The sequence below is a fragment of the Ideonella dechloratans genome (assembly GCF_021049305.1).
Lineage (GTDB): Bacteria > Pseudomonadota > Gammaproteobacteria > Burkholderiales > Burkholderiaceae_C > Ideonella > Ideonella dechloratans.
This window is the reverse complement of the sequence record NZ_CP088081.1, coordinates 168,218-189,343: the sequence shown is the minus strand read 5'-3', so window position 1 is coordinate 189,343 and position 21,126 is coordinate 168,218. Positions and strand designations below refer to the sequence as shown.

General features: G+C 71.7%; 21 protein-coding genes. 10 read left to right on the top strand and 11 right to left on the bottom strand.

The genetic code is table 11. The features are described 5' to 3' along the window. The first annotated feature begins 4 nt into the window (after nucleotides 1-4). From LRM40_RS00900 to ubiA, 3 genes are read left to right on the top strand one after another with little or no spacing between them, the layout of a single operon-like run. The gene (locus LRM40_RS00900; protein WP_151122541.1) at nucleotides 5-466 is read left to right on the top strand and encodes a hypothetical protein; all 462 of its coding nucleotides are present in this window, start codon (nucleotides 5-7) and stop codon (nucleotides 464-466) included. Nucleotides 467-491: 25 nt separating this feature from the next. After that, nucleotides 492-1,379, top strand: a complete 888-nt coding sequence (locus tag LRM40_RS00895) for a hypothetical protein (RefSeq protein ID WP_151122540.1) — start codon at nucleotides 492-494, stop codon at nucleotides 1,377-1,379. 42 nt (nucleotides 1,380-1,421) lie between these two features. Further along, on the top strand, nucleotides 1,422-2,327 hold the full coding sequence (gene ubiA / locus LRM40_RS00890) for a 4-hydroxybenzoate octaprenyltransferase (protein ID WP_151122538.1): 906 nt from the start codon (nucleotides 1,422-1,424) through the stop codon (nucleotides 2,325-2,327). A 16-nt stretch (nucleotides 2,328-2,343) separates the two neighbouring features. On the opposite strand, the gene proC is transcribed toward ubiA, so the two are convergent. Next, nucleotides 2,344-3,177 carry a pyrroline-5-carboxylate reductase gene (proC, locus tag LRM40_RS00885; protein ID WP_151122536.1) on the bottom strand — a complete coding sequence of 278 codons (834 nt, stop codon included), beginning with the start codon at nucleotides 3,175-3,177 and terminating at the stop codon, nucleotides 2,344-2,346. A gap of 200 nt (nucleotides 3,178-3,377) precedes the next feature. On the opposite strand from proC, the gene LRM40_RS00880 reads away from it, so the two are divergent. Then, on the top strand, nucleotides 3,378-4,652 hold the full coding sequence (locus tag LRM40_RS00880) for a Glu/Leu/Phe/Val family dehydrogenase (RefSeq protein ID WP_151122534.1): 1,275 nt from the start codon (nucleotides 3,378-3,380) through the stop codon (nucleotides 4,650-4,652). A 12-nt stretch (nucleotides 4,653-4,664) separates the two neighbouring features. Here the strand turns inward: LRM40_RS00880 and selD are convergent, their stop codons facing one another. Beyond that, on the bottom strand, nucleotides 4,665-5,717 hold the full coding sequence (selD, locus tag LRM40_RS00875; protein WP_151122533.1) for a selenide, water dikinase SelD: 1,053 nt from the start codon (nucleotides 5,715-5,717) through the stop codon (nucleotides 4,665-4,667). 87 nt (nucleotides 5,718-5,804) lie between these two features. On the opposite strand from selD, the gene mnmH reads away from it, so the two are divergent. Further along, the gene (mnmH, locus tag LRM40_RS00870; RefSeq protein ID WP_151122531.1) at nucleotides 5,805-6,890 is read left to right on the top strand and encodes a tRNA 2-selenouridine(34) synthase MnmH; all 1,086 of its coding nucleotides are present in this window, start codon (nucleotides 5,805-5,807) and stop codon (nucleotides 6,888-6,890) included. Nucleotides 6,891-6,896: 6 nt separating this feature from the next. Here the strand turns inward: mnmH and dsbD are convergent, their stop codons facing one another. The 8 genes from dsbD to LRM40_RS00830 all read right to left on the bottom strand — a co-directional run bounded on the left by dsbD (nucleotide 6,897) and on the right by LRM40_RS00830 (nucleotide 16,513). Beyond that, nucleotides 6,897-8,783: a protein-disulfide reductase DsbD gene (gene dsbD / locus LRM40_RS00865; protein WP_151122530.1), complete on the bottom strand. Its 1,887-nt coding sequence runs from the start codon at nucleotides 8,781-8,783 to the stop codon at nucleotides 6,897-6,899. Then, nucleotides 8,780-9,658, bottom strand: coding sequence for an FAD:protein FMN transferase (locus tag LRM40_RS00860; protein ID WP_231067652.1), 879 nt, complete (start codon nucleotides 9,656-9,658; stop codon nucleotides 8,780-8,782). Before LRM40_RS00860 ends, dsbD begins: the two co-directional genes overlap by 4 nt. Nucleotides 9,659-9,729: 71 nt before the next feature. Continuing rightward, the gene (locus tag LRM40_RS00855; protein WP_231067651.1) at nucleotides 9,730-10,869 is read right to left on the bottom strand and encodes a DUF3570 domain-containing protein; all 1,140 of its coding nucleotides are present in this window, start codon (nucleotides 10,867-10,869) and stop codon (nucleotides 9,730-9,732) included. Beyond that, entirely contained in the window at nucleotides 10,856-11,095 is a 240-nt protein-coding gene (locus LRM40_RS00850) for a DUF4266 domain-containing protein (protein WP_151122528.1), read from the bottom strand. The genes LRM40_RS00855 and LRM40_RS00850 overlap by 14 nt, the downstream gene beginning before the upstream one ends. Continuing rightward, complete coding sequence (locus LRM40_RS00845) at nucleotides 11,092-11,685, bottom strand: TlpA family protein disulfide reductase (protein WP_231067650.1); 594 nt, start codon at nucleotides 11,683-11,685, stop codon at nucleotides 11,092-11,094. The genes LRM40_RS00850 and LRM40_RS00845 overlap by 4 nt, the downstream gene beginning before the upstream one ends. 28 nt (nucleotides 11,686-11,713) lie before the next feature. Next, complete coding sequence (locus LRM40_RS00840) at nucleotides 11,714-12,952, bottom strand: choice-of-anchor D domain-containing protein (protein WP_151122527.1); 1,239 nt, start codon at nucleotides 12,950-12,952, stop codon at nucleotides 11,714-11,716. A gap of 18 nt (nucleotides 12,953-12,970) precedes the next feature. Continuing rightward, nucleotides 12,971-13,282 carry a JDVT-CTERM system glutamic-type intramembrane protease MrtJ gene (gene mrtJ / locus LRM40_RS00835; protein WP_231067649.1) on the bottom strand — a complete coding sequence of 104 codons (312 nt, stop codon included), beginning with the start codon at nucleotides 13,280-13,282 and terminating at the stop codon, nucleotides 12,971-12,973. 198 nt (nucleotides 13,283-13,480) lie between these two features. Next, entirely contained in the window at nucleotides 13,481-16,513 is a 3,033-nt protein-coding gene (locus LRM40_RS00830) for an L-glutamate gamma-semialdehyde dehydrogenase (protein WP_151122525.1), read from the bottom strand. Nucleotides 16,514-16,608: 95 nt separating this feature from the next. Between LRM40_RS00830 and LRM40_RS00825 the strand changes: the two genes are divergently transcribed. Then, entirely contained in the window at nucleotides 16,609-17,100 is a 492-nt protein-coding gene (locus LRM40_RS00825) for an Lrp/AsnC ligand binding domain-containing protein (RefSeq protein WP_151122524.1), read from the top strand. A 102-nt stretch (nucleotides 17,101-17,202) separates the two neighbouring features. Then, nucleotides 17,203-17,439: a hypothetical protein gene (locus tag LRM40_RS00820; protein ID WP_151122523.1), complete on the top strand. Its 237-nt coding sequence runs from the start codon at nucleotides 17,203-17,205 to the stop codon at nucleotides 17,437-17,439. A gap of 12 nt (nucleotides 17,440-17,451) precedes the next feature. Here the strand turns inward: LRM40_RS00820 and LRM40_RS00815 are convergent, their stop codons facing one another. Then, complete coding sequence (locus LRM40_RS00815; RefSeq protein WP_151122522.1) at nucleotides 17,452-18,153, bottom strand: YggS family pyridoxal phosphate-dependent enzyme; 702 nt, start codon at nucleotides 18,151-18,153, stop codon at nucleotides 17,452-17,454. Between the two features lie 62 nt (nucleotides 18,154-18,215). Here LRM40_RS00815 and LRM40_RS00810 point away from each other — a divergent pair, with 62 nt between their 5' ends. From LRM40_RS00810 to LRM40_RS00800, 3 genes are read left to right on the top strand one after another with little or no spacing between them, the layout of a single operon-like run. Beyond that, nucleotides 18,216-19,259: a type IV pilus twitching motility protein PilT gene (locus tag LRM40_RS00810; RefSeq protein ID WP_151122521.1), complete on the top strand. Its 1,044-nt coding sequence runs from the start codon at nucleotides 18,216-18,218 to the stop codon at nucleotides 19,257-19,259. A gap of 29 nt (nucleotides 19,260-19,288) precedes the next feature. Next, nucleotides 19,289-19,951, top strand: a complete 663-nt coding sequence (locus tag LRM40_RS00805) for a cyclic nucleotide-binding domain-containing protein (protein ID WP_151122520.1) — start codon at nucleotides 19,289-19,291, stop codon at nucleotides 19,949-19,951. A gap of 35 nt (nucleotides 19,952-19,986) precedes the next feature. Further along, nucleotides 19,987-21,123, top strand: a complete 1,137-nt coding sequence (locus tag LRM40_RS00800; RefSeq protein ID WP_151122519.1) for a PilT/PilU family type 4a pilus ATPase — start codon at nucleotides 19,987-19,989, stop codon at nucleotides 21,121-21,123. Nucleotides 21,124-21,126 lie beyond the last annotated feature (3 nt).

The following is a 21,126-nucleotide window of genomic DNA, read 5'->3' as shown; positions in this document are numbered from 1 at the left end:
CGCGATGCCCTGCTGCGGCTTGCATGCCGGCCTGCGGGCCGCGGGAGCACGGTGGCTGCTGGCGGGCGGCAGCGCCCTGCTCGCGGCATCGGCCGGCGCCACCGCCTCGGGCACTGTGCCGGTGTGCCACGAGGGCTCGGTGGAGTTGCTGGTGGGCGGCCCGGGCGTCCGCTGCGAGGACGGCCCGGCGCGCCGGGGGCCGCCCCCCCGATCCGCCCTGTCCCCCCCCCGCCTGGCGGGCGATGCACCGTCGGCCGATCAGGTCCCCGCCCAGGTCCCCGCCCAGTTGCAGCGTCAGCGCGACCGCGACCGGCAGGCCATCCTGCAGCAGGAGCTGGCGCGCGAACAGCTGGCCCTGGGCACCCTGCTGCGGGCCGGCGCCCAGGCCGACCCCGACGCCTTGCGACGCACGCGGGACAACCTGGCCGCGCTGCAGCGCGAGCTCGGGGCAATCCTCCCCCGCTGAAGGCCCGCCGAGCGCGTCCCCGAGCGTGCCCTCCACCCGCCTCCAGCTGTGGCTGTACCTGCCCGGCGCACTCGTGCTGGCGATCCTGCTGGGTGACCCCTGGCTGCTGCACGGCGCCGTGGCGGCGCACAGCCCCGCCACCGTGGCCGGATGGCCGGGGTACGGTCTGGTGTTCGGCCAGCCGCACATCGTGGGCAGCGGACTGCTCTTCCTGGATGGCGCGCTGCGCCGGCCCTGCCGGCCGCTGCTGCGGCGGGCCGGCCTGCTGGCCGCCCTGGCCTGCGCGCTGGCCCTGGCCCTGCCCGCCGACTGGCGCGATGCGGTGCTGATCGGCTGGACCCTGTGGCACGTCATGGGGCAGCAGGCCGGTCTGGCCTGCGGCCAGGCCCGGGTGGCCGGCACCACGGCCGCCCGGATCTGGAAGATCACGCTGGCCCTGGGCGCGGGCGTGGCCGCCTGGGCCGTCGGCGGCGAGACCCTGCTGGCGCCACCGCCCGACGGTCCCTGGCTGCTGTGGGCCGGTTGGGCCTTCAGCGCCAGCATGCTGCCCGCAGGCTGGCTGCTGTGGCAGGCGCGCCGGCAGGGAGGCGATCCGCGCCCCCTGCTGGCGCTGCAAGCCACTGCCCTGCTGGCCTATGCCAGCGTGTTGCTGGGCTATGCCGTGCTCGGCGTGTTGCTGCTGCGCTGGACCCACGACGCCACGGCCTTCGCGACCTACCTGGCGGTGGTCCGCCACCGGCATGGCCGCCTGGCCGCGGTCGCCTTCGTCCCGCTGGCCCTGCTGCTGAGCCTGCTGGCCAGCGCCGTGCTGCCGGGTGCGGTCCTGCTCTGGATGGTGCTGGTGCATTACCTGGCCGAACCCGCGCTGTGGCGGACGGGCTCGCCGCTGCGGCTGGCGCTCCGGCCCGCCTGAGCCTGCCGACACCGCTGGCGGGCACGGGATAATGCCGCCGCCATGCCTTCGACTGCGCTGCCCTCCCGCTTCTCGCTGTACCTGGACCTCATCCGCTGGAACCGTCCTGCAGGCTGGCTGCTGCTGCTCTGGCCCACGCTGTCGGCGCTCTGGATGGCGGCCGACGGCTTTCCGGGCTGGCACCTGCTGATCGTCTTCACCGCCGGCACGGTGCTGATGCGCAGCGCGGGCTGCTGCATCAACGACGTGGCCGACAAGGACTTCGACCTGCACGTCAAGCGCACCGCGCAGCGGCCGGTCACCTCGGGCGTGGTCAGCGTCCGCGAGGCGCTGGGCGTGGGCACGGCGCTGGCCCTGCTGTCCTTCGGGCTGGTGCTGACCACCAACCCGCCGACGATCTGGCTGTCCGTGCCCGCCGTGCTGGTGGCCGGGCTCTACCCCTATGCCAAGCGGGTCATCGCCATGCCCCAGGCGGTGCTGGGCGTGGCCTTCAGCTTCGGCATCCCGATGGCCTTCAGCGCCGTGCAGGGCGGGCAGGACTGGAGCCTGTCGGCCGTCGGCGCCTCGGTGCCACCGCACGCCTGGTGGCTGGTGCTGGGCAACCTCTGCTGGGTGCTGGCCTACGACACCGAGTACGCCATGGTCGACCGCGACGACGACCTGAAGATCGGCATCAAGACCTCGGCCATCACGCTCGGGCGGCACGACGTGCGCGCGGTGATGACCTTCTACGTGCTCTACCTGGGCCTGTGGGCCTGGGTGGGCGAGCGCCTGGGCCTGGCCTGGCCCTACCAGCTGGGCATCGGCGTGGCGGCGGTCCAGGTCGTGTGGCACGGCTGGCTGATCCGCACCCGCAGCCGCGAAGGCTGCTTCAAGGCCTTCCGCCTGAACCACTGGGTGGGCGCGGCGGTGTTCGCCGGCACGGTGCTGGCCGGCTGGGTGCGCTGAACGCCCCTCCCGGCGCTCAGTTCTTGCCGAACTCGGCGCCCAGCTCGGCCGCCCGCTCGGCCGCTGCGTGCAGGGCGCGCACGAAGGCCAGCTTGACGCCCCGGGCTTCCAGGGTGCTGATGGCCGCATGGGTGGTGCCGCCCTTGGACGTGACACGCTGACGCAGCACCTCGGGCGTCTCCGACGACTGGGCCGACAGGGCCGCAGCCCCGGCCACCGTCTGCTGGGCCAGCTGACGCGACTGCTCGGCGCTCAGGCCCAGCTCCACGCCGGCCTGGATCATCGCCTCCAGCAGATAGAACACATAGGCCGGGCCCGAGCCGGACAGCGCGGTCACGGCATCGAGCTGGGCCTCCTGCTCGACCCACAGCAGCTGCCCGGTGGGGGCCAGCATCTGCTCGACCTGCAGGCGCTCATCCAGCGTCACGGCCGGGCGGGCGTACAGGCCGCTCATGCCCTGACCAATCAGGGCCGGGGTGTTGGGCATGGCGCGCACCACCCGGGCACTGCCGCTGGCCTTCTCGATCGCCGCACAGGGAATGCCCGCCATGATGGACAGCTGCAGCGCCTGGCTGGCGTAGGGCGCGCAGGGCGCGGCCGCCGCCTCGAACACCTGGGGCTTGACGGCCCAGACGATCAGGCCCGCCGCCCCCAGGGCCGGGCCGGCCGCCGCATCGGCCTGCACACCGAACTGGCTGCGCAGCCGCAGCGCCTGCTCTGGCGAGGGCTCCACCACCAGGATGGTGGAGGCCGGGTGGCCGGCGCGGACCAGCCCGCCGATGATGGCGCTGGCCATGTTGCCGCCGCCGATGAAGGCGATCGTGGTGTTCAGGGACGTGCTGCGGTTCATGGCGGCCAGTGTAGGGCCAGATGCTGTGCCGGTGCGCCGCCCGGCACAGTTGACGACCGGCTTGCAGAAGCCATGCACAACTTGCATAACCCAGGCCCCACAAGGCCTCGCGGACCGCCTACAGTGCGCCACCATGCGGTGCGGGGCCGCTCACAAGGCCAGCCCCGCGCGTCGCATCCAACACGATGGAGACTACTTACATGACCGCCGAGCTTTCCTACGTCCACCCCTCGCCCGAGAGCCCCTGGACCACCTACCTGTCGCAAGTGGACCGCGTGCTGCCCTACCTGGGCGAGCTGTCCCGCTGGGCCGACACCCTCAAGCGCCCCAAGCGCGCGCTGATCGTGGACATCCCGATCGAGCTGGACAACGGCACCATCGCCCACTACGAGGGCTACCGCGTGCAGCACAACCTCTCGCGCGGCCCCGGCAAGGGCGGCGTGCGCTACCACCCGGACGTCACGCTGGAAGAGGTGATGGCGCTGGCGGCGTGGATGAGCATCAAGAACGCCGCGGTCAACCTGCCCTACGGCGGCGCCAAGGGCGGCATCCGGGTCGATCCGAAGCTGCTGTCGATCAAGGAGCTGGAGCGCATGACGCGCCGCTACACCAGCGAGATCGGCATCATCATCGGCCCGCAGCAGGACATTCCGGCGCCGGATGTGAACACCAACCCGCAGATCATGGCGTGGATGATGGACACGTACTCGATGAACACCGGCGCCACCGCCACCGGCGTGGTCACCGGCAAGCCCATCCACCTGGGTGGCTCGCTGGGCCGCGTCAAGGCCACCGGCCGCGGCGTGTTCGTCACCGGCCGTGAGGCGGCCCGCCGCATGGGCCTGGAGCTCGATGGCGCCCGGGTGGCGGTGCAGGGCACCGGCAACGTGGGCGGTGCGGCCATGGAGCTGTTCGCCCAGGCCGGCGCCAAGATCGTCGCGGCCCAGGACCACACCGGTGCGATCTACAACGGCCACGGCCTGGACCTGGCCGCGCTGATGCCCTGGATCAAGGAGCATGGCGGCGTGGCCGGCTTCCCCGGCGGCGAGCGCCTGGGCAACGAGGAGTTCTGGGACACCGACTGCGAGATCATGATTCCGGCCGCCCTGGAAGGCCAGATCACCGCCGACCGTGCCCGCCGCCTGAAGGCCAAGCTGGTGCTCGAGGGCGCCAACGGCCCGACGCTGCCGGGCGCGGACGACATCCTGGCCGACCGCGGCGTCCTGGTGGTGCCCGACGTGATCTGCAACGCCGGCGGCGTGACCGTGTCCTACTTCGAGTGGGTGCAGGACTTCAGCTCGTTCTTCTGGACCGAGGACGAGATCAACCTGCGGCTGGACAAGATCATGGTCGGCGCCTTGAAGCGCATCTGGGAAGTGGCCGACCAGCACCGGATCACGCTGCGCACCGCCACCTTCGCGGTGGCCTGCGAGCGCATCCTCGAAGCCCGTCGCGAGCGCGGCCTCTATCCCTGATCGCCAGATCGCTCAGGCCTGCACGACCAAGCCGGGCGTGCCGGCCTGCAGCGAACCCACCACGGCGGCGTCGCCAAAGCCGCTGCCGTGGAAGGTCGACAGCACCCGGTCCAGCTCGGCCGGCGCGCAGCTGACCAGCAGACCGCCGCTGGTCTGCGGATCGGTCAGCAGCGTGCGCTGCCAGGGGGCCATCTCGCCGCCACCGGCCACGCTCACCTGTGCGCCATAGCCGGTCCAGTTCCGGCCGGAGGCACCCGTCGCGATGCCTTCTTGCGCCAGCGCGGCCACGCCCTCGATCAGCGGCACCTTGGCCCAGTCCACCGTGGCCTGCAGCTTCGAGCCGCGGCAGATCTCCAGCAGGTGGCCCGCCAGGCCGAAGCCGGTGACGTCGGTCATCGCGTGCACACCGTCGAGCTGGGCCAGATCCGCCCCCACCCGGTTGAGCAGCGTGGTGTAGTGCACCATCTGCGCATAGCCGGCGGCATCGAGCTTGCCCTTTTTCAGCGCGGCCGAGAGCACGCCCACACCCAGCGGCTTGCCCAGCACCAGCACGTCGCCGGCCCGGGCGTCGGCATTGCGGCGCACCCGCTTCGGGTGCACCAGGCCCAGGGCCACCAGGCCGTAGATGGGCTCCAGCACGTCGATGGAATGGCCCCCGGCGATGGGCACGCCGGCCTCGCGGCAGACGCTGGCGCCGCCCTCCAGGATCTGGCCGATCACGTCCAGCGGCAGCTTGTCCAGCGGCATGCCGACGATGGCCAGCGCCAGGATGGGCCGACCGCCCATGGCATAGACGTCCGACAGCGCGTTGGTGGCCGCGATGCGGCCGAAGTCGCGCGGGTCGTCGACAATCGGGGTGAAGAAATCGGTGGTGGCCACCAGGGCCTGCTCATCGTTCAGGCGCCAGACAGCCGCGTCGTCGCTGGTCTCGATCCCGACCATCAGCTCGGGCGGGATCACCCCCGGGGCCGTGCGCGACAGGATGTCGGAGAGCACGCCAGGTGCGATCTTGCAGCCGCAGCCGCCACCATGCGAGAAACGGGTGAGTTGAATGGGCGTGTCCATGCTGGAAATCCTGTCCTGCCGCGATGCGGCGCAAACCAAGGCGCCATTGTGCCGCCGGGGGGCGCGGCCATGACCATGCAGGGGCGCATGCCCTTTCCCCATGATCCGGTGGGCCTGGACGACCTGGGCCAGTACGACGCGGTGATCGACGCCCGCTCGCCGGCCGAGTTCGCCGAGGACGCCATCCCCGGCGCGGTCAACTGCCCGGTACTGGACGACGAGGAACGCCGCATCGTCGGCACGCTCTACAAGCAGGTCGGCGCCTTCGAGGCCCGGCGCGTGGGCGCCGCCATGGTGGCGGCCAACCTGGCGCGCCACCTGCGCGGCCCGCTGGCCGACAAACCCTCGGACTGGCGGCCGCTGGTCTACTGCTGGCGTGGCGGCCTGCGCAGCGGCTCCATGGTGACCTGGCTGCGCATGGTGGGCTGGTCCGCCGTGCAGCTGCGCGGTGGCTACAAGGCCTGGCGCAGCCAGGTGATCGAGCGCATCGACACCCTGGCCCCGCGCCTGCCGCTGCGGGTGCTGTGCGGCCCCACGGGCAGCGCCAAGACGGCCATCCTGCAGGCCGCGGCCAAAGCCGGCGCCCAGGTGCTGGACCTGGAGGGCCTGGCGGCCCACAAGGGCTCGGTGCTGGGCGCCATGCCCGGGATGGAACAGCCCTCGCAGAAGGCCTTCGAGACCCGGCTGGCCCAGGCCCTGGCCGGCTTCGACCTGGCGCGGCCGGTGTTCGTCGAGGCCGAGAGCCGCAAGATCGGCCGCATCGCCCTGCCCAATGCCCTGGTGGAGCGGCTGCGGCAAAGCCCCTGCATCACGGTGGAGGCCCCGCTGGCGGCGCGGCTGGAGTACCTGCTGCGCGACTACGCATACCTGGGCACCGACGGCGAGGCCCTGGCCCAGACCCTGGGCCGGCTGCACGGCCTGCTGGCCAACGAGACCCTGGCGCGCTGGCAGGCCTGGGCCCGCGCGGGCGAGCTGGCCCCGCTGTTCGAGGCCCTGATGCGCGAGCACTACGACCCGGCCTACGCCCGCTCGCAGCGCGGCAACTTCCTGCAGCTGCAGACGGCGCAGCTGCTGCCGACCGAACGGCTGACCGCCGAAGCCATCGCGGCCCTGGGGCCGGCGCTGCGGGCTCTAGGCGGTGATGGCGGGGATGGCGGTGCCCCCGGCACCTGAGCGCGCTCAGACCCCCGGCAGCAGGCTGTCGAGGTGGCGGGCGAAGGCCGCGGCCTCGACATAGCCCACCACCCGGGCCCCGGTGCGCTCGCCGCCCCGCGGGTCGAAGAAGACGATGCCCGGCGGGCCGAACAGGCCGAAGCGCTTGAGCAGGGCCCGGTCGGCCGCGCTGTTGGCCGTCACATCGGCCCGCAGCAGGGTCATGCGGCCCATGCGGGCCTGCACCGCCGGGTCGCGGAAGGTCAGGCGCTCCATCTCGCCGCAGGCCGTGCACCAGTCGGCCGAGACATCCAGCAGCACCGGCCGGTCGCTGCGGGCCACCGCCTGCTCCAGCGCGGCCAGGTCCGCCACGGTCTGGAAGCGCGGCGCTTCTGCGCCATTGGTCGCCACCGCGCCCGGCGCGGCCACGGCCTGGCGCAGGGCCACCAGGTGGGCCAGGGGCTGCAGGGCATCGCGCCCACCCGAGAGGGCCCCCACCAGCTGGGCCGCGCCCACCAGGGCCAGCACCATGCCCAGGCCCTTGCCCAGGTGCTGCGGCCAGCGGGCCTGGGGCGCCAGGCCGTCGAAGGCGCGCAGGCCCACGGCCACGCAGATCAGGAGCAGCGCCCAACCCGCCATCACGCCCCAGGCCGGCAGCACGGGCGAGACCATCCACAGCGCCACCGCCAGCAGCAGCACGCCGAAGAAGCGCTTGACCTGCTCCATCCAGGCCCCGGCCCGCGGCAGCAGCGAGCCGGCGGACAGGCCCACCAGCAGCAGCGGCACGCTCATGCCCGCGGCCAGGCTGAACAGCGCCGCGCCGCCCAGCAGCACGTCGCGGGTCTGGCCGATGTAGACCAGGGCCCCGGCCAGCGGCGCGGCCACGCAGGGGCCGACGATCAGCGCCGACAGGCCGCCCATCAGGAACACACCGCCGAAGCGCCCGCCCGGCAGGCGGGTGGAGGCCCCGACCATGCGCGACTGCCAGGCCTGCGGCAGCTGCAGTTCGTAGAAGCCGAACATGGACAGCGCCAGCCCCACCAGCAGCACGGCGAAGGCGGCCAGCACCGCCGGCTTCTGCAGATAGGCGGCCAGGCCCTCGCCCAGCAGGCCGGCGGCCACGCCCAGTGCGGTGTAGACCAGGGCCATGCCCAGGCTGTAGGCCAGCGACAGGGCCAGGCCGCGGGCCCGCGAAGGCGGCTGCCCCGCGCCCGCCTGGCCGACGATGATGGAGGACAGGATGGGCACCATCGGCAGCACGCAGGGCGTGAAGGACAGCAGCAGGCCGGCCAGCAGGAACACGCCGGCGATGCTCAGCAGGCTGCCCGAGCGCAGCGCGCGCTCCACGCCGTTGCCGGCCTCGGCCGCCCCGGCCGGGCTCATGGCCTGAGCCTGCGCCACCGCGCTCGCGGCACCTGTCGCTGCGGGCGCATCGTCGACCACCAGGCTGACCTGGCGCAGGCCGCCGGCATCGGCCTGCAGCAGCAGGGCCTGGGTCTGCGGCGGGTAGCACAGGCCAGCGTCGGCGCAGCCCTGGCTGTCCACCTCGACCCGCCAGCGCCCGGCGCCGGCCTGCACCGGCAGCGTGGCGTCGATCGGCTGGGCGTAGATCTCGACCTCCTTCTGCAGGTTGGGGTCGTACTGGCGGTGGCCGGGCGGCAGGGCCAGCGGGCCCAGCGTGACGGCGGCATCGGCCGCGCGCACCGCCAGCCGCTCGCGGTAGAGGTGGTAGCCCGGCGTCACCGCCCAGTGGAGTTTCAGCGCTCGCCCCCCGTCGGTGACCTGCACCTGCAGCGGGAAGGCCTGGGCCGGGTCCAGGAAGTCGTCGGCCCGCGCGGGCAGCAGGGACAGCCCCAGCGTGGCGGCCGCCAGCAGCGCCAGCGTCCGGCGCAGGAAGGAAGAGAAGCGCGTCATGTGGAAGGCTCCAGGCCGGGCGCGACCAGTTCGCCCCGGGGGTCCAGGGCGGCGTAGGCCACGCCCTGGGATTGCAGAAAGGCCGGCGCCTGCGGCCCGGCCAACATGGCCAGGGTGCTCAGGGCGCCGGCGGCCAGGCAGGACGGCGCGGCCACCGTGACCGACTGCCAGTGCGACACCGGCCAGCCGGTGCGTGGGTCCAGGATGTGGCAGTAGCGCCGGCCATCCTGTTCGAAATAGCGCTCGTAGTCGCCGCTGGTGGCCAGGGCGCCGTCGTGCACCGCCCACTCCAGCGCCACCGCGCCGGGTGCGCGCGGGTGGGCCACGCCCAGGCGCCAGGGCCGGCCGTCGGGGTGAGGCCCCAGCACCCGCAGGTCCCCGCCCAGGTTGATCAGGCCGCTGCGCACCCCGGCCTCCAGCAGCAGGGTGGCGGCGCGGTCCACCGCGTACTCCTTGCCGATGCCGCCGAAGTCGATCTCCATGCCGGCCCGCGGCAGGGCGATGGCCTCGCCGGTCCAGACCACGCGGTCCCAGCCGATGCACTCGCGGCAGCGGGCCAGCTCGGTCTCGGAGGGCACGCGGGCCGCCTTGAAGTCCCAGGCCTGGCGCAGCACGCCCGAGCTGAGATCGAAGCGTCCCTCGCTCTGCCGGTAGAGCAGGTCGGCGAAGTCCAGCAGGTGGGCGGTCTCGGCATCCACCGGCACCGGCCGGCCGCTGCCGGCGGCCGCATTGATGCGCGAGACGATGCTGTCGCTCCGGTAGCGCGAGTAGCGCTGCTCGATGCGGCGCACCTCGTCCACCGCGGCCTGCGCCAGCGCCTGGGCCTGTGCCTCGTCGGCCACGCCCGCCAGGCGGATGCGACAGGGCGAGGCCATGGCGGTGAACTCCACCAGCCAGCCCGTCTCCCCATCCGCCCGCGGCAGCGGACGGTGTGGGGACTGCCGGGTCAGAAGCGTCGCGCCAGCCCGAGTTGCCATTGCGTGGCCGTCAAGGGGTCGACACCGGGCGAGCCATGCCCGCCCAGGCGCCAGTTGCTGCGCTGCTCGTACTGCTCGCCCTTCACATCCAGCGTCCAGTCGGGCTCGAACTGCCAGGCCAGCTTCAGGCCCAGGCCCAGGGCGCCGAAGGCCGACATGCGCTGGTCGGTGCTGCTGTAGGTGGGCGTGCCGTAGGGCGCCGGGTAGACGTTGGGATCGGACACCGGGTCGTAGTAGAAGGACGCGGCACGCTGGGTGTAGTAGCGCAGCGAGGGCGTGAGCACCAGCGTGTCCGACAGGTGCTTGTCGGCCGCCAGTTCCAGCGTGTGGGAGCGGATGCCGAAGCTGTCGTCGTAGAAGCGGTAGCTCAGCTTGGTGGCCATGCCCAGGTCGGACCACCAGTGGTTCCAGCGCACCAGGGCGATGGTGGCGTTGCGCTGGCGGGGCCGGGCGTCGAACAGCTTGTAGGGGTCGCTGAAGTAGCCGCGGCCGCGCGTGAGCGTCAGGTTGGCCTGGACGATGTCCTGCGGCGTCAGGGCCTGGGTGATGCCCAGCAGCCATTCGGTGGTGCGGCGGGTCTCGTTGTCCACCAGGTCGTTGACCGGGTTGATGCGGTCGTGCGCCGCGCCCACGCCCCAGTTCCAGGTGGTATTGTGGTCTTCGCTGGCCACAGTGCCGGCCAGCGAGAGGGCGTTGGAGACGTAGTCGTGCTCGTCCGAATGCGAGGCCCCCACGCTCAGCGTGCTGCGCTCGAAGTAGCGGGTCAGGCGCAGGTCGCCGGCCTTGCGGTCGTCGTGCATGCGGCTGGCCCCGGTGACGTCGGTGTAGTAGCGCGGCGAGGCGCCCGAGACGTCGTCGTGCGTCACCGAGCCTTCGACCGACCACTCGCGACCGATCGGGGTCATCAGGTAGGCCGAGGGCGACTTCACGCTCAAGCGCTTGAGGCCCGGCTGGTGGTCCTCGTAGCTGGAGTATTTCAGTGCCACCACGCCCTGCTCGGGGGCCTCCTCGGCCTGGGCGGTGGCGGGCATGACGCCGGGCAGCGCGCAGGCGGCCAGGGCGATCAGGCCCCAGCCGGACGCGGTCTTGCGGTCCTCAGTTGCAGCCACAACCGCCTCCTCCCACGCCTTCGCCCCCGGACGAGGCCTCCTTGCTGGCGCTCACGTGGCCCGAAAAGCGGGCCTCCAGCGGATCCCGGTCCATGCGCATCTCCGGGCGCGCGAGGTCGCCCTTTTCCCAGGGTTGCGGGCCGGCGCAGCCCGTCAGCAGGCCCAGCGCCAGCAGCCCCATGCCGGCCAGGCGCCGGATGGGCGCGACAGGGTGGATTGCCTTCATGCCAGGACTCCCCGACGCAGGGGCTCGGCCTGCGCCAGCGCCTGCTGCAGCTGTCCCTCCAGCGCGGCGCGGTCTTCGGGGCGGAAGCCGCTGTGCACGAAGCGGATGCGACCATCGGCGCCGATCAGCACGCTGGTGGGCATGCCCTTGATGGCGTAGCGCCGGGGCGTCTCGCCCTTGGGGTCGAAGGCCACGGTGAAGTGGGCCGGCACCTCGGCCAGGAAGCGCTCGGCGTCGGGCGTGCGGGCGTCCACATTGACGCCCACCACCTGCAGGCCGCGCGGCCCCAGCTTGGCCTGGATCTCGTTCATCCAGGGAAAGGACTGGCGGCAGGGGCCGCACCAGGAGGCCCAGAAGTCCAGGTAGACGACCTTGCCGCGCAGGGCGGAGAGCTGGACGCGGCCCGCGGGGCCGCTGAGGTCGAAGTCGGGCGCCGGGCCGGCGACTTCGGTGCCCTCGGCCGCGTGGGCGAGGGGCAGCGCCAGCCAGGGCGCGGTCAGGGCGGCCAGGCCCAGCTTCAGTCCTTGCGCCAGCTGCTGGCGGCGGGCCCGGGCCCGCCCGGTCATCGGAATGCGGTCAAGGTGCGACATCGGTGCGGTCTCCTGTGGAACGGCGGCGTTAGTACAGCACCCCGGCGGACAGCGCCAGCAGCGCGGGCCAGACGGGGTCGAGCGGGGTGTCGGGGCGGCCGATGCTGCAACCGCCACCGCCCGCGTTGGTGTCCGTGCCCGGAGCCGGGGCGGGGCTGGGCGCGGGCGCAGGGGCCGGTGTCGGCGCGGGGGTCGGCGCCGGACTGGGGGCCGGAGAAGGTGCCGGTGCAGGCGCTGGCGACGGGCTGGCCACGCCGGTGCCGGTCAGACTGACGTTGGGCGGGTTGGTGGCATCGCTGGTGGTGAGCTGCAGGCTGGCGGTGCGGGCCCCGCTGGCCGAGGGCTGGAAGCCCACCGTGACGGTGCAGGTGGCGCCCGGGGCCAGGCTCACCCCGCTGGCACAGCTGCCCGCCAGGGTGAAGTCGGCCGCCTGGGTGCCGGCGAGCAGCACCGCGGTGAGGGTGGCGGAGGCGTTGCCGGTGTTGACCAGGGTCAGGGTCTGGCCGGCGGCGGCCTGACCGACGGTGGTGTCGGCGAAGCTCAAGGTGCTCAGCCCGCCTTGCCAACCCAGCTGAGCCAGGGCGGCCGGGGCCCCGGTGCCGCTGACGGTGATGGTGTGCGGCGAGTTGGAGGCATTGGTCTGCAGGGCGACCGTGCCGCTGTAGGAGCCGGCCAGTGCCGGCGTGAAGTTCAGGCTGATCGCGCAATTGGCGCCCGCGGCCAGACTGGCCGGGCAGTTGCTGCCGGCGGTGAAGACCGACTGGCTGCTGCTGAGCGTCCCCACGCTGAGGGCCGCGTTGCCGCTGTTGGTCAGCGTCACCGTCTGGGTGGCGGTCAGGCCCAGGGTCACCGAACCGAAGCCCACGCTGGTGCTGGACAGGCTGACCGCGGGGGCGGTGGCCACCGGGTAGTAGGTGGGGGTGCGGCCCGTCTGGGCGGCGATGTAGGCCGCCAGATCGTTGAGATCAGACTGGGTGAGCCGGCCCTGCAGAAAGCGCATCTGGCTGACGCCGGAGATGCCGTTGGCGATGGTGTAGGCGCTGGCGCCGTTGGCGATCTTGTTCTGGTTGCGGCTGGGGGCACTGCCGTGGCAGGCCGAGGCCGCGCAGCTCTGGTTGCCCGTGACGATGACCTGCTGGTAGAGCGCCTGGCCGTGGGTGGCGTCCTGGGCCCAGGCGGCCGACACGGGCGCCAGTGCGGTGAGCCCCATCAGGGCGCCCGCCCGTCGCGCACGGCGGGTGGGTGGGGGGCAGGGGGAAAGTGACATCTCGGCTCCCTAAACAGATCAGACCAGAGGGCTCAGCAGGCCCCACCAGAGTGCGTTGAACAGCGCGTGCAAGGCGATGCAGGGCCATAGACGGCGCCCGCGCAGATAGACCGCGCCCAGCAGCAAGGCCGGTGCGGCCGTGGCCCAGGCCCAGGGGCCGGGCCGCAGCAGGGCATGGGCCGCGGCAAAGAGCCCGGCCGTGAGCAGCACGCTCACCGCGCCCGGCGCCCCCCGGCGCAACAGGCTTTCCTGCAGCCCGGCGCGGAAGACGGTCTCCTCCAGCACCGGGGCCACGCCCAGCGCGAAGCCGGCTGCCACCGCGTCGACCATCTCTGCGCCCTCCACGATCCACATCGACGGAGCGGAGTTTATTTTTTAATGTGCAATTTGCACATTTAATGATTGAAACAGCATGTTGCGCCCTCGGTCTTTCCCGACCTTTCAGGCGACCTTAAGAAAACGCCGTGGCAGAAAGCAAAAGACCGCCCTAAGGCGGCCTTGGAGGGGGCAGCAGCGGTGCGCCGGAGTTCAGTGCCCGCCGGCCAACAGCGCCGCGTTACCGCCGGCCGCCGCGGTGTTGATGGTCACGCACTGCTCGGCACAGAAGCGGTAGAGGTAGTGCGGCCCGCCGGCCTTGGGACCGGTGCCCGACAGGCCCTCGCCGCCGAAGGGCTGCACACCCACCACCGCGCCGATCATGTTGCGGTTGACGTAAACGTTGCCAATGCGGGCCTGCGCGGCCAGGCGCTCGGCCCGGCTGTCGATGCGGGTCTGCAGGCCGAAGGTCAGGCCGTAGCCCAGGGCGTTGATCTGGGCCACCAGCGCGGCCGGGTCGCCCGACCAGCGCACCACGTGCAGCACCGGGCCGAACAGCTCCTGCTGCAGCTCGGCCACGCTGGAAAGCTCGAAGGCCACCGGCGCGATCAGGCGCGGCACCGCCGTGCCAGCCGGCAGCGGGGTCTCGCCGATCAGCGCGGCCTCGCGGCGCAGGCGGGCGATCTGGGTCTGCAGGTTCTGGAAGGCCTCGTCGTCGATCACCGGGCCGACATCGGTGGCCCAGTCGGCCGGGTCGCCCAGGCGCAGTTCCAGCATGGCGCCGCGCAGCATGGCGAGGATGCCGTCGGCCACACCTTCGTGCAGGCACAGCAGGCGCAGGGCCGAGCAGCGCTGGCCGGCCGAGCGGAAGGCGCTCTGCACCACCGCGTCGACCACCTGCTCGGGCAGGGCGGTGGAATCGACCACCATGGCATTGAGGCCGCCGGTCTCGGCGATCAGCGGCACGATGGGGCCGTCCTTGGCGGCCAGCGCGCGGTTGATGGTGCGGGCCACCGCGGTGGAGCCGGTGAAGCACACGCCGGCCGTGGCCGGGTGGGCCACCAGCGCGGCGCCGGTCGTCTCGCCCGGGCCGTGCAGCAGCGCCAGCGCATCGGCGGGCACGCCGGCCTCGTGCAGCAGGGCCACCATGCGGGCGGCCACCGCGGGGGTCTGCTCGGCCGGCTTGGCGGCCACCGCATTGCCGGCCACCAGCGCGGCCACCACCTGGCCGGTGAAGATGGCCAGCGGGAAGTTCCAGGGGCTGATGCAGACGAAGACCCCGCGGCCGTGCAGGCGCAGGGTGTTGCGCTCGCCGGTGGGGCCGGGCAGCTCCTGCGGCTGCAGCCGCGCCTGGGCCTGCTGGGCGTAGTAGCGGCAGAAGTCCACCGCCTCGCGCACCTCGGAGATGGCGTCACCCAGGGTCTTGTGGGCCTCCTTCACCAGCAGACCGCAGAACTCGGGCAGGCGGACTTCCAGCGCATCGGCGGCGCGGCGCAGCACGGCCGCGCGCTCGTCCACCGGCCGGTGGTTCCAGCCGGCCCAACCCTGAGACAGGCGCTGCATGGCGTCGGCCACATCGGCCTGGCTGGCCAGCGGCACGGGGTCCAGCCGGGTGGTGGCGATGGCGGTGGCCAGGGGCTGGCGGCTGTCCAGGCAGGTGGGGTCAGCGCCCGCCGAGTTGGGCCGCTCGGCGCCGTAGAGCGCGCGCGGCAGCGGCAGGCCCTCGGCCGGGCCGACACCGTCGTGCGCCTCCAGCAGCGGCGAGCGCAGCAGCTCGGCCGGGGCCACGCTCGGGTCGGCCAGCTGGTGGACGAAGGAGGAGTTGGCGCCGTTCTCCAGCAGGCGGCGCACCAGGTAGGCCAGCAGGTCGCGGTGCTCGCCCACCGGGGCGTAGACGCGGCAGGACACGCGCGGGTCCTTCAGCACCTCGCGGAACACGCCGTCGCCCATGCCATGCAGGCGCTGCAGCTCGAAGTCCTGACCCGGCACCGCGCCGGCCTTCTCGGCCATTTGCAGCAGGGCGGCGATGGTCCCGGCGTTGTGGCCGGCGAACTGCGGGAAGATCACGTCGCGGTGGGCCAGCAGAGCCCGGGCGCAGGCCAGGTAGTTCACGTCGGTGTGCGGCTTGCGCGTGAAGACCGGGTAGGCCGGCAGGCCCATCTCCTGGGCGCGCTTGACCTCGCCGTCCCAGTAGGCCCCCTTGACCAGGCGCACCATGAAGCGCAGCCCGTGGCGGCGGGCGATGGCGGCCACCGCCTCCACCACCGACAGCGCGCGGGTTTGGTAGGCCTGCACCGCCAGGCCGAAGCCGCGCCAGCGCGGCAGCGTCGCGGCGATGCGACCGGCCAGCGCGTCCAGCAGCTCCAGCGAAAGCTCCAGCCGGTCCACCTCCTCGGCGTCGATGGTGAGGTTCATGTCGGCCGCGGCGGCCTGCTCGATGAGGGCCCAGACCCGCGGCAGCAGCTCGCCGTGCACACGCTCGCGCTGGGCGTCCTCGTAGCGGGAGAAGAGCGCGGAGAGCTTGATGGAAATGCCGTCACGGCCTTCGGGTCCCACCGAGGCGTCGCCCTGCCGCTTCGCGATCGCCACGATCGCGTTCAGGTAGCTGGCCTGGTAGCGCTCGGCGTCGGCCTCGGTGCGGGCGCCCTCGCCCAGCATGTCGTAGGAAAAGCGCAGCTGCGGCTGGGCCTTGCGCTGCTTGTCGGCCTCGCCCTGGGCCTCGTCGATGGAACGGCCCAGCACGAACTGCCGACCCAGCAGCTGGATGGCGCGCACCGTGGCCGCCACCACGCCGCGAGCGCCCAGCCGGGTGAGCAGGCCGCCGGATTCGCCCGCCTCGGGCAGGAACTTCTGCGACATGGCCAGCGCGGTGGCCGACAGGCCGGCCAGCATGCCGCCACTGCCGTCGTTGGCACTGAAGTCGGCCCGGCCCAGCTGGTCGGCCGTCAGGGCCACCGCGGTCTCCACATCGGGCACCCGCAGCAGGGCCTCGGCCAGGCGCATCAGGGCCAGGCCCTCGGGGCGGGAGATGGGGTACTCGCGCAGCAGCGACTCCATGGCCCAGAAGGGCGCCGGGTGGGCACGCACGGCCTCGACCCAGGGCGTGGCCGCCGCCACGGCCGCAGCCCAGTCCAGCCCCTCGCCCAAGCGGGCCCGGGCCGCCGCCAGGGCCTGGGCCTCGGGCTGGTACGGAAATGGCAGGCGTTGTTGCGGCGGTGGCAGGTGCAGGTCGGCGGCGGTGTGCATGGCAGTAGAAACCCAACTGTATAAGTGCACAGCTTAAGGCCACAATTCACGACAAAGATTCGGACTTTTTTAGTTTCGTTGGAGTTTTTCAAGGCATGAAGCCCGTGTCAGAGACAAACGAGCAAGACCGAGAGCTGGACAAGATCGACCTGCGCATCCTGCGTGTCCTGCAGGGCGACGGCCGCATCAGCAACCTGAAGCTGGCCGAGGAGGTGCACCTGTCCCCCACCGCGGTGCTGGAGCGCGTCAAGCGGCTCACGCGGGAGGGCTACATCCTCGGCTACGAGGCCCGCCTGAACCCGAACAAGCTGGGCGCCGGGCTGATGGTGTTCGTGGAGGTGCTGCTGGACCGCACGGTGCACGACGTGATGGACGCCTTCCGCGCGGCCGTGCAGGTGCGGCCGGAAATCCTGGAATGCCACCTGGTGGCCGGCGGCTTCGACTACCTGCTCAAGACCCGGGTGTCCGACATGGCCGCCTACCGCACCTTTGTCGGGGATGTCATCTGGACCCTGCCCGGCGTGCGCGAGACCCGCACCTACGCGGTGATGGAAGAGGTGAAAAATACCACTGCCCTGGACTTCTGATCCCGGGGCCGTGGTCACATCCCCCAAGCGGGGGGGCCCCTCCGCCGGATCCCCCCCTTGGGGCGATGGCGAAGCGCCGGAGACGGCGCGAGCATGCCTGGCATGGACGCAGTACCCCATGCCCTGGACGAGGACCTCATGTTCGCCCCCTGCCCCACGACCGCCCTGCCCCGCCCCCTGCCGCCGGCCCGTGAACGTGGCCCCAAGGCCGAGGCGAACTGGCTCGACTCCAGCCTGGATCTGCAGCGTGGCCTGACGGTGCAGGAACTGCCCTTGGATTGGAATGACCCGTCCTGGGCGCAGTGGGTTCTGCCGGCCCTGGACGGGGCCGACCGCTGACCCTGGGGCCGCTCAGGCCGCAGGCCGCGGACGGGCGCCGAAGATGGCGGTGCCGATGCGCACCAGGGTCGCGCCTTCGAGCACGGCCGCTTCCAGATCGGCGCTCATGCCCATCGACAGCGTGTCCAGGGCCAGGCCCCGGGCCTTCAGGGCCTCCAGCGCCTCGCGCAGACGCCGGTGCGGCAAGCGCTGGGCGGCCACATCCTCTGCCGGCTCGGGAATGGCCATCAGCCCCCGCAGCGTGAGCCGGGGCAAGGCCGACACCGCCTGCGCCAGCGCAGGCAGTTCCTCCAGCGTGACGCCGCTCTTGCTGGCCTCGCCACTGATGTTGACCTGCAGACAGACCTGCAGCGCAGGCAGCCCGGCCGGCCGCTGGGCCGACAGCCGCTCGGCGATCTTCAGCCGGTCCACCGAGTGCACCCAGTCGAACTGCTCGGCCACCACCCGGGTCTTGTTGGCCTGCAGCGGGCCGATCAGATGCCAGACGGGCCGCGGCTGCAGATCGGCCAGGGCCTCGATCTTGGTCAGGGCTTCCTGAACGTAGTTTTCGCCGAAGGCGCGCTGCCCGGTCGCGAAGGCCTCGCGCACCGCTTCGGGCGGGCAGGTTTTGCTGACGGCCAGCAGGGTCACGGCATCGGCCGGCCGACCGGCCGCCTCGCAAGCCGCGTTCAGACGGTGACGGACTTGTAGTATGTTCTGCGCGATACTGACCATGATCACCCGAGCATAAACGACGCCCTCGCCCAGGGTGCCCAGGGACCCCCACACACCTCGCCATGGACATCACCCAACTGCTGGCCTTCTCGGTGAAGAACAAGGCCTCGGACCTGCACCTTTCCGCCGGCCTGCCGCCGATGATCCGCGTGCACGGCGATGTCCGTCGCATCAATGTCGAGCCGCTGCCCCACAAGCAGGTGCACGCGATGGTCTACGACATCATGAACGATGTGCAGCGCAAGCAGTACGAGGACACGCTGGAGTGCGACTTCAGCTTCGAGGTCCAGGGGCTGGCCCGCTTCCGGGTCAACGCCTTCCACCAGAACCGCGGTGCCGGCGCCGTGTTCCGGACCATTCCGTCCAAGATCCTGACGCTGCAGCAGCTCAACTGCCCGCCGGTGTTCGGCGATCTGGCACTCAAGCCGCGCGGCCTGGTGCTGGTGACGGGCCCGACGGGCTCGGGCAAGTCCACCACGCTGGCGGCCATGGTGGACCACCTCAACGAATCCGAGTACGGCCACATCCTGACGCTGGAAGACCCGATCGAATTCGTGCACGAATCCAAGAAATGCCTGGTCAACCAGCGCGAGGTGGGCCCGCACACCCACAGCTTCGCCAACGCCCTGCGCGCCGCGCTGCGCGAGGACCCGGACGCGGTGCTGGTGGGCGAATTGCGTGACCTGGAAACCATCCGCCTGGCGCTGACCGCGGCCGAGACCGGCCACCTGGTCTTCGGCACCCTGCACACCAGCAGCGCCGCCAAGACCATCGACCGGATCGTGGACGTGTTCCCGGCGGCGGAAAAGGACATGGTGCGTGCCATGCTGTCCGAATCGCTGGTGGCGGTCATCTCGCAAACGCTGTGCAAGACCAAGGACGGCCAGGGCCGGGTGGCCGCGCATGAGATCATGATCGGCACCTCGGCCATCCGCAACCTGATCCGGGAGAACAAGGTGGCCCAGATGTACTCGGCCATCCAGACCGGCCAGAGCGTGGGCATGCAGACCCTGGACCAGTGCCTGGCCGATCTGGTGCGCCGCAATCTGGTGGCCGCTTCCGAGGCCCGGGTGCGGGCCAAGTTCCCCGAGAACTTCCCGGGCTGACCCGCTTCACCGCATCCTGCAGTACCGCCGTGACCGTGAAACAGCTGCTCTCCCGCCTCCGCCGCACGGCCGATCCGGCCGATGGGACGCCGCGCCCCGATGACGCCGGCTTCTTCGCCACCCAGCTGATGGACCACGAGGGCGACACCCAGCTGCTCGCGCCCTGGCAGGCACGGGCCAGCGAGCTGGGCGCCCGGCCCTTCGACACCGTCCAGGGCCTGGCGCTGCTGCAGCAGTGGTTCCACCAGGATCCGGTGTTCGCCGGACTGGAAGGCATCGATCTGGGCGTGCTGGGCGGCTATTTCGAGTTCGTGCAGCTCGACAGCGGGCGGCAGATCATCGGCCAGGACGAACAGGGCGACTACCTGGTGGTGCTGCTCAAGGGCGTGGTGGCCGACGACCGGCTGCAGCCCTCGGGCGCCAAGGTGCGCATCAACGAATCGCGCGCGGGCGACGTGCTGGGCGAGATGTCGGTGCTCGATGGCGGCACCCGCTTCTGCTCCTGCACCGCGCTGACGCCGCTGATCGCCGCGGTGCTGCCCAGCCAGGCGCTGGAGGCGATGATGAACGAAGACCCCCGGCTGGCGGCCGCGGTGCTGGCCTGGCTGGCCAAGCGCCTGTCGCTGCGTCTGCGCCAGGTCAGCGCCCGCCTGTCGGTGCAGCTGACCCGGGGCGGCCAGGCCGGCGAATGACGCCCCCCGACCGAATCCGCTGACGGAGACACTCCATGGAACGCGACCAGGCCTCGAAATTCGTCAACGATCTGCTCAAGCTGCTGGTCACGCGCAAGGGCTCCGACCTCTTCCTGACCGCGGACTTCCCGCCCGCCATCAAGGTGGATGGCAAGGTCACCAAGGTTTCGCCCCAGCCGCTCACGGGTTCGCACACGGTGGCGCTGGCGCGGGCCATCATGAACGACAAGCAGGCCGCGGATTTCGAGCGCACCAAGGAGTGCAATTTCGCGATCTCGCCGCAAGGCGTCGGCCGCTTCCGGGTCAGCGCCTTCATGCAGCAGGGCCATGTGGGCATGGTGCTGCGGACCATCCCGCAGGAGCTGCCCACCATCGACGACCTGGGCCTGCCGCAGATCCTCAAGGACATCGCGATGACCAAGCGCGGCCTGGTCATCCTCGTGGGGGCCACCGGCTCGGGCAAATCGACGTCGTTGGCCTCGATGGTGGACTGGCGCAACGAGCATGCCTGCGACCACATCATCACCGTGGAAGACCCGGTGGAGTTCGTGCATCCGCACAAGAACTGCATCATCACCCAGCGCGAGGTCGGCATCGACACCGAGGACTGGGACATCGCGCTGAAGAACTCGCTGCGCCAGGCACCGGACGTGATCCTGATGGGCGAGATCCGCGACCGCAAGACCATGGAGCTGGCCATCGCCTTCGCCGAGACGGGCCACCTGTGCATGGCCACCCTGCACGCCAACAGCGCCAACCAGGCGCTGGACCGGATCATCAACTTCTTCCCCGAGGAAAAGCGCGACCAACTGCTGATGGACGTGTCGCTGAACCTCAAGGGCATGATCTCGCAGCGCCTGCTGCCGCGCCAGGAAGGCCGGGGCCGCATCGCGGCGGTGGAGATCATGCTCAACACCCCGCTGATGGCCGACCTGATCTTCAAGGGCGAGGTGGGCGAGTTGAAGGAGCTGATGAAGCGCTCGCGCGAGCTGGGCATGCAGACCTTCGACCAGGCCCTGTTCGACCTTTACGAGGCCAACGCCATCACCTACGAGGACGCCCTGCGCAATGCCGACTCGGTCAACGACCTGCGGCTGCAGATCAAGCTCAACAGCAAGCGGGCGCGGGTGGGCGATCTGGCCGCCGGCACCGAGAACCTGACCATCATCTGAACA

Bases quoted from the DNA above. Each gene is read 5' to 3' on its own strand.
- LRM40_RS00900 (WP_151122541.1), top strand. From the start codon at position 5: ATGCCCTGCTGCGGCTTGCATGCCGGCCTGCGGGCCGCGGGAGCACGG.
- ubiA (WP_151122538.1), top strand. From the start codon at position 1,422: ATGCCTTCGACTGCGCTGCCCTCCCGCTTCTCGCTGTACCTGGACCTC.
- proC (WP_151122536.1), bottom strand. From the start codon at position 3,177: ATGAACCGCAGCACGTCCCTGAACACCACGATCGCCTTCATCGGCGGC.
- LRM40_RS00880 (WP_151122534.1), top strand. From the start codon at position 3,378: ATGACCGCCGAGCTTTCCTACGTCCACCCCTCGCCCGAGAGCCCCTGG.
- selD (WP_151122533.1), bottom strand. From the start codon at position 5,717: ATGGACACGCCCATTCAACTCACCCGTTTCTCGCATGGTGGCGGCTGC.
- mnmH (WP_151122531.1), top strand. From the start codon at position 5,805: ATGCCCTTTCCCCATGATCCGGTGGGCCTGGACGACCTGGGCCAGTAC.
- dsbD (WP_151122530.1), bottom strand. From the start codon at position 8,783: ATGACGCGCTTCTCTTCCTTCCTGCGCCGGACGCTGGCGCTGCTGGCG.
- LRM40_RS00860 (WP_231067652.1), bottom strand. From the start codon at position 9,658: ATGGCCTCGCCCTGTCGCATCCGCCTGGCGGGCGTGGCCGACGAGGCA.
- LRM40_RS00850 (WP_151122528.1), bottom strand. From the start codon at position 11,095: ATGAAGGCAATCCACCCTGTCGCGCCCATCCGGCGCCTGGCCGGCATG.
- LRM40_RS00845 (WP_231067650.1), bottom strand. From the start codon at position 11,685: ATGTCGCACCTTGACCGCATTCCGATGACCGGGCGGGCCCGGGCCCGC.
- LRM40_RS00840 (WP_151122527.1), bottom strand. From the start codon at position 12,952: ATGTCACTTTCCCCCTGCCCCCCACCCACCCGCCGTGCGCGACGGGCG.
- mrtJ (WP_231067649.1), bottom strand. From the start codon at position 13,282: ATGGTCGACGCGGTGGCAGCCGGCTTCGCGCTGGGCGTGGCCCCGGTG.
- LRM40_RS00830 (WP_151122525.1), bottom strand. From the start codon at position 16,513: ATGCACACCGCCGCCGACCTGCACCTGCCACCGCCGCAACAACGCCTG.
- LRM40_RS00825 (WP_151122524.1), top strand. From the start codon at position 16,609: ATGAAGCCCGTGTCAGAGACAAACGAGCAAGACCGAGAGCTGGACAAG.
- LRM40_RS00820 (WP_151122523.1), top strand. From the start codon at position 17,203: ATGGACGCAGTACCCCATGCCCTGGACGAGGACCTCATGTTCGCCCCC.
- LRM40_RS00815 (WP_151122522.1), bottom strand. From the start codon at position 18,153: ATGGTCAGTATCGCGCAGAACATACTACAAGTCCGTCACCGTCTGAAC.
- LRM40_RS00810 (WP_151122521.1), top strand. From the start codon at position 18,216: ATGGACATCACCCAACTGCTGGCCTTCTCGGTGAAGAACAAGGCCTCG.
- LRM40_RS00800 (WP_151122519.1), top strand. From the start codon at position 19,987: ATGGAACGCGACCAGGCCTCGAAATTCGTCAACGATCTGCTCAAGCTG.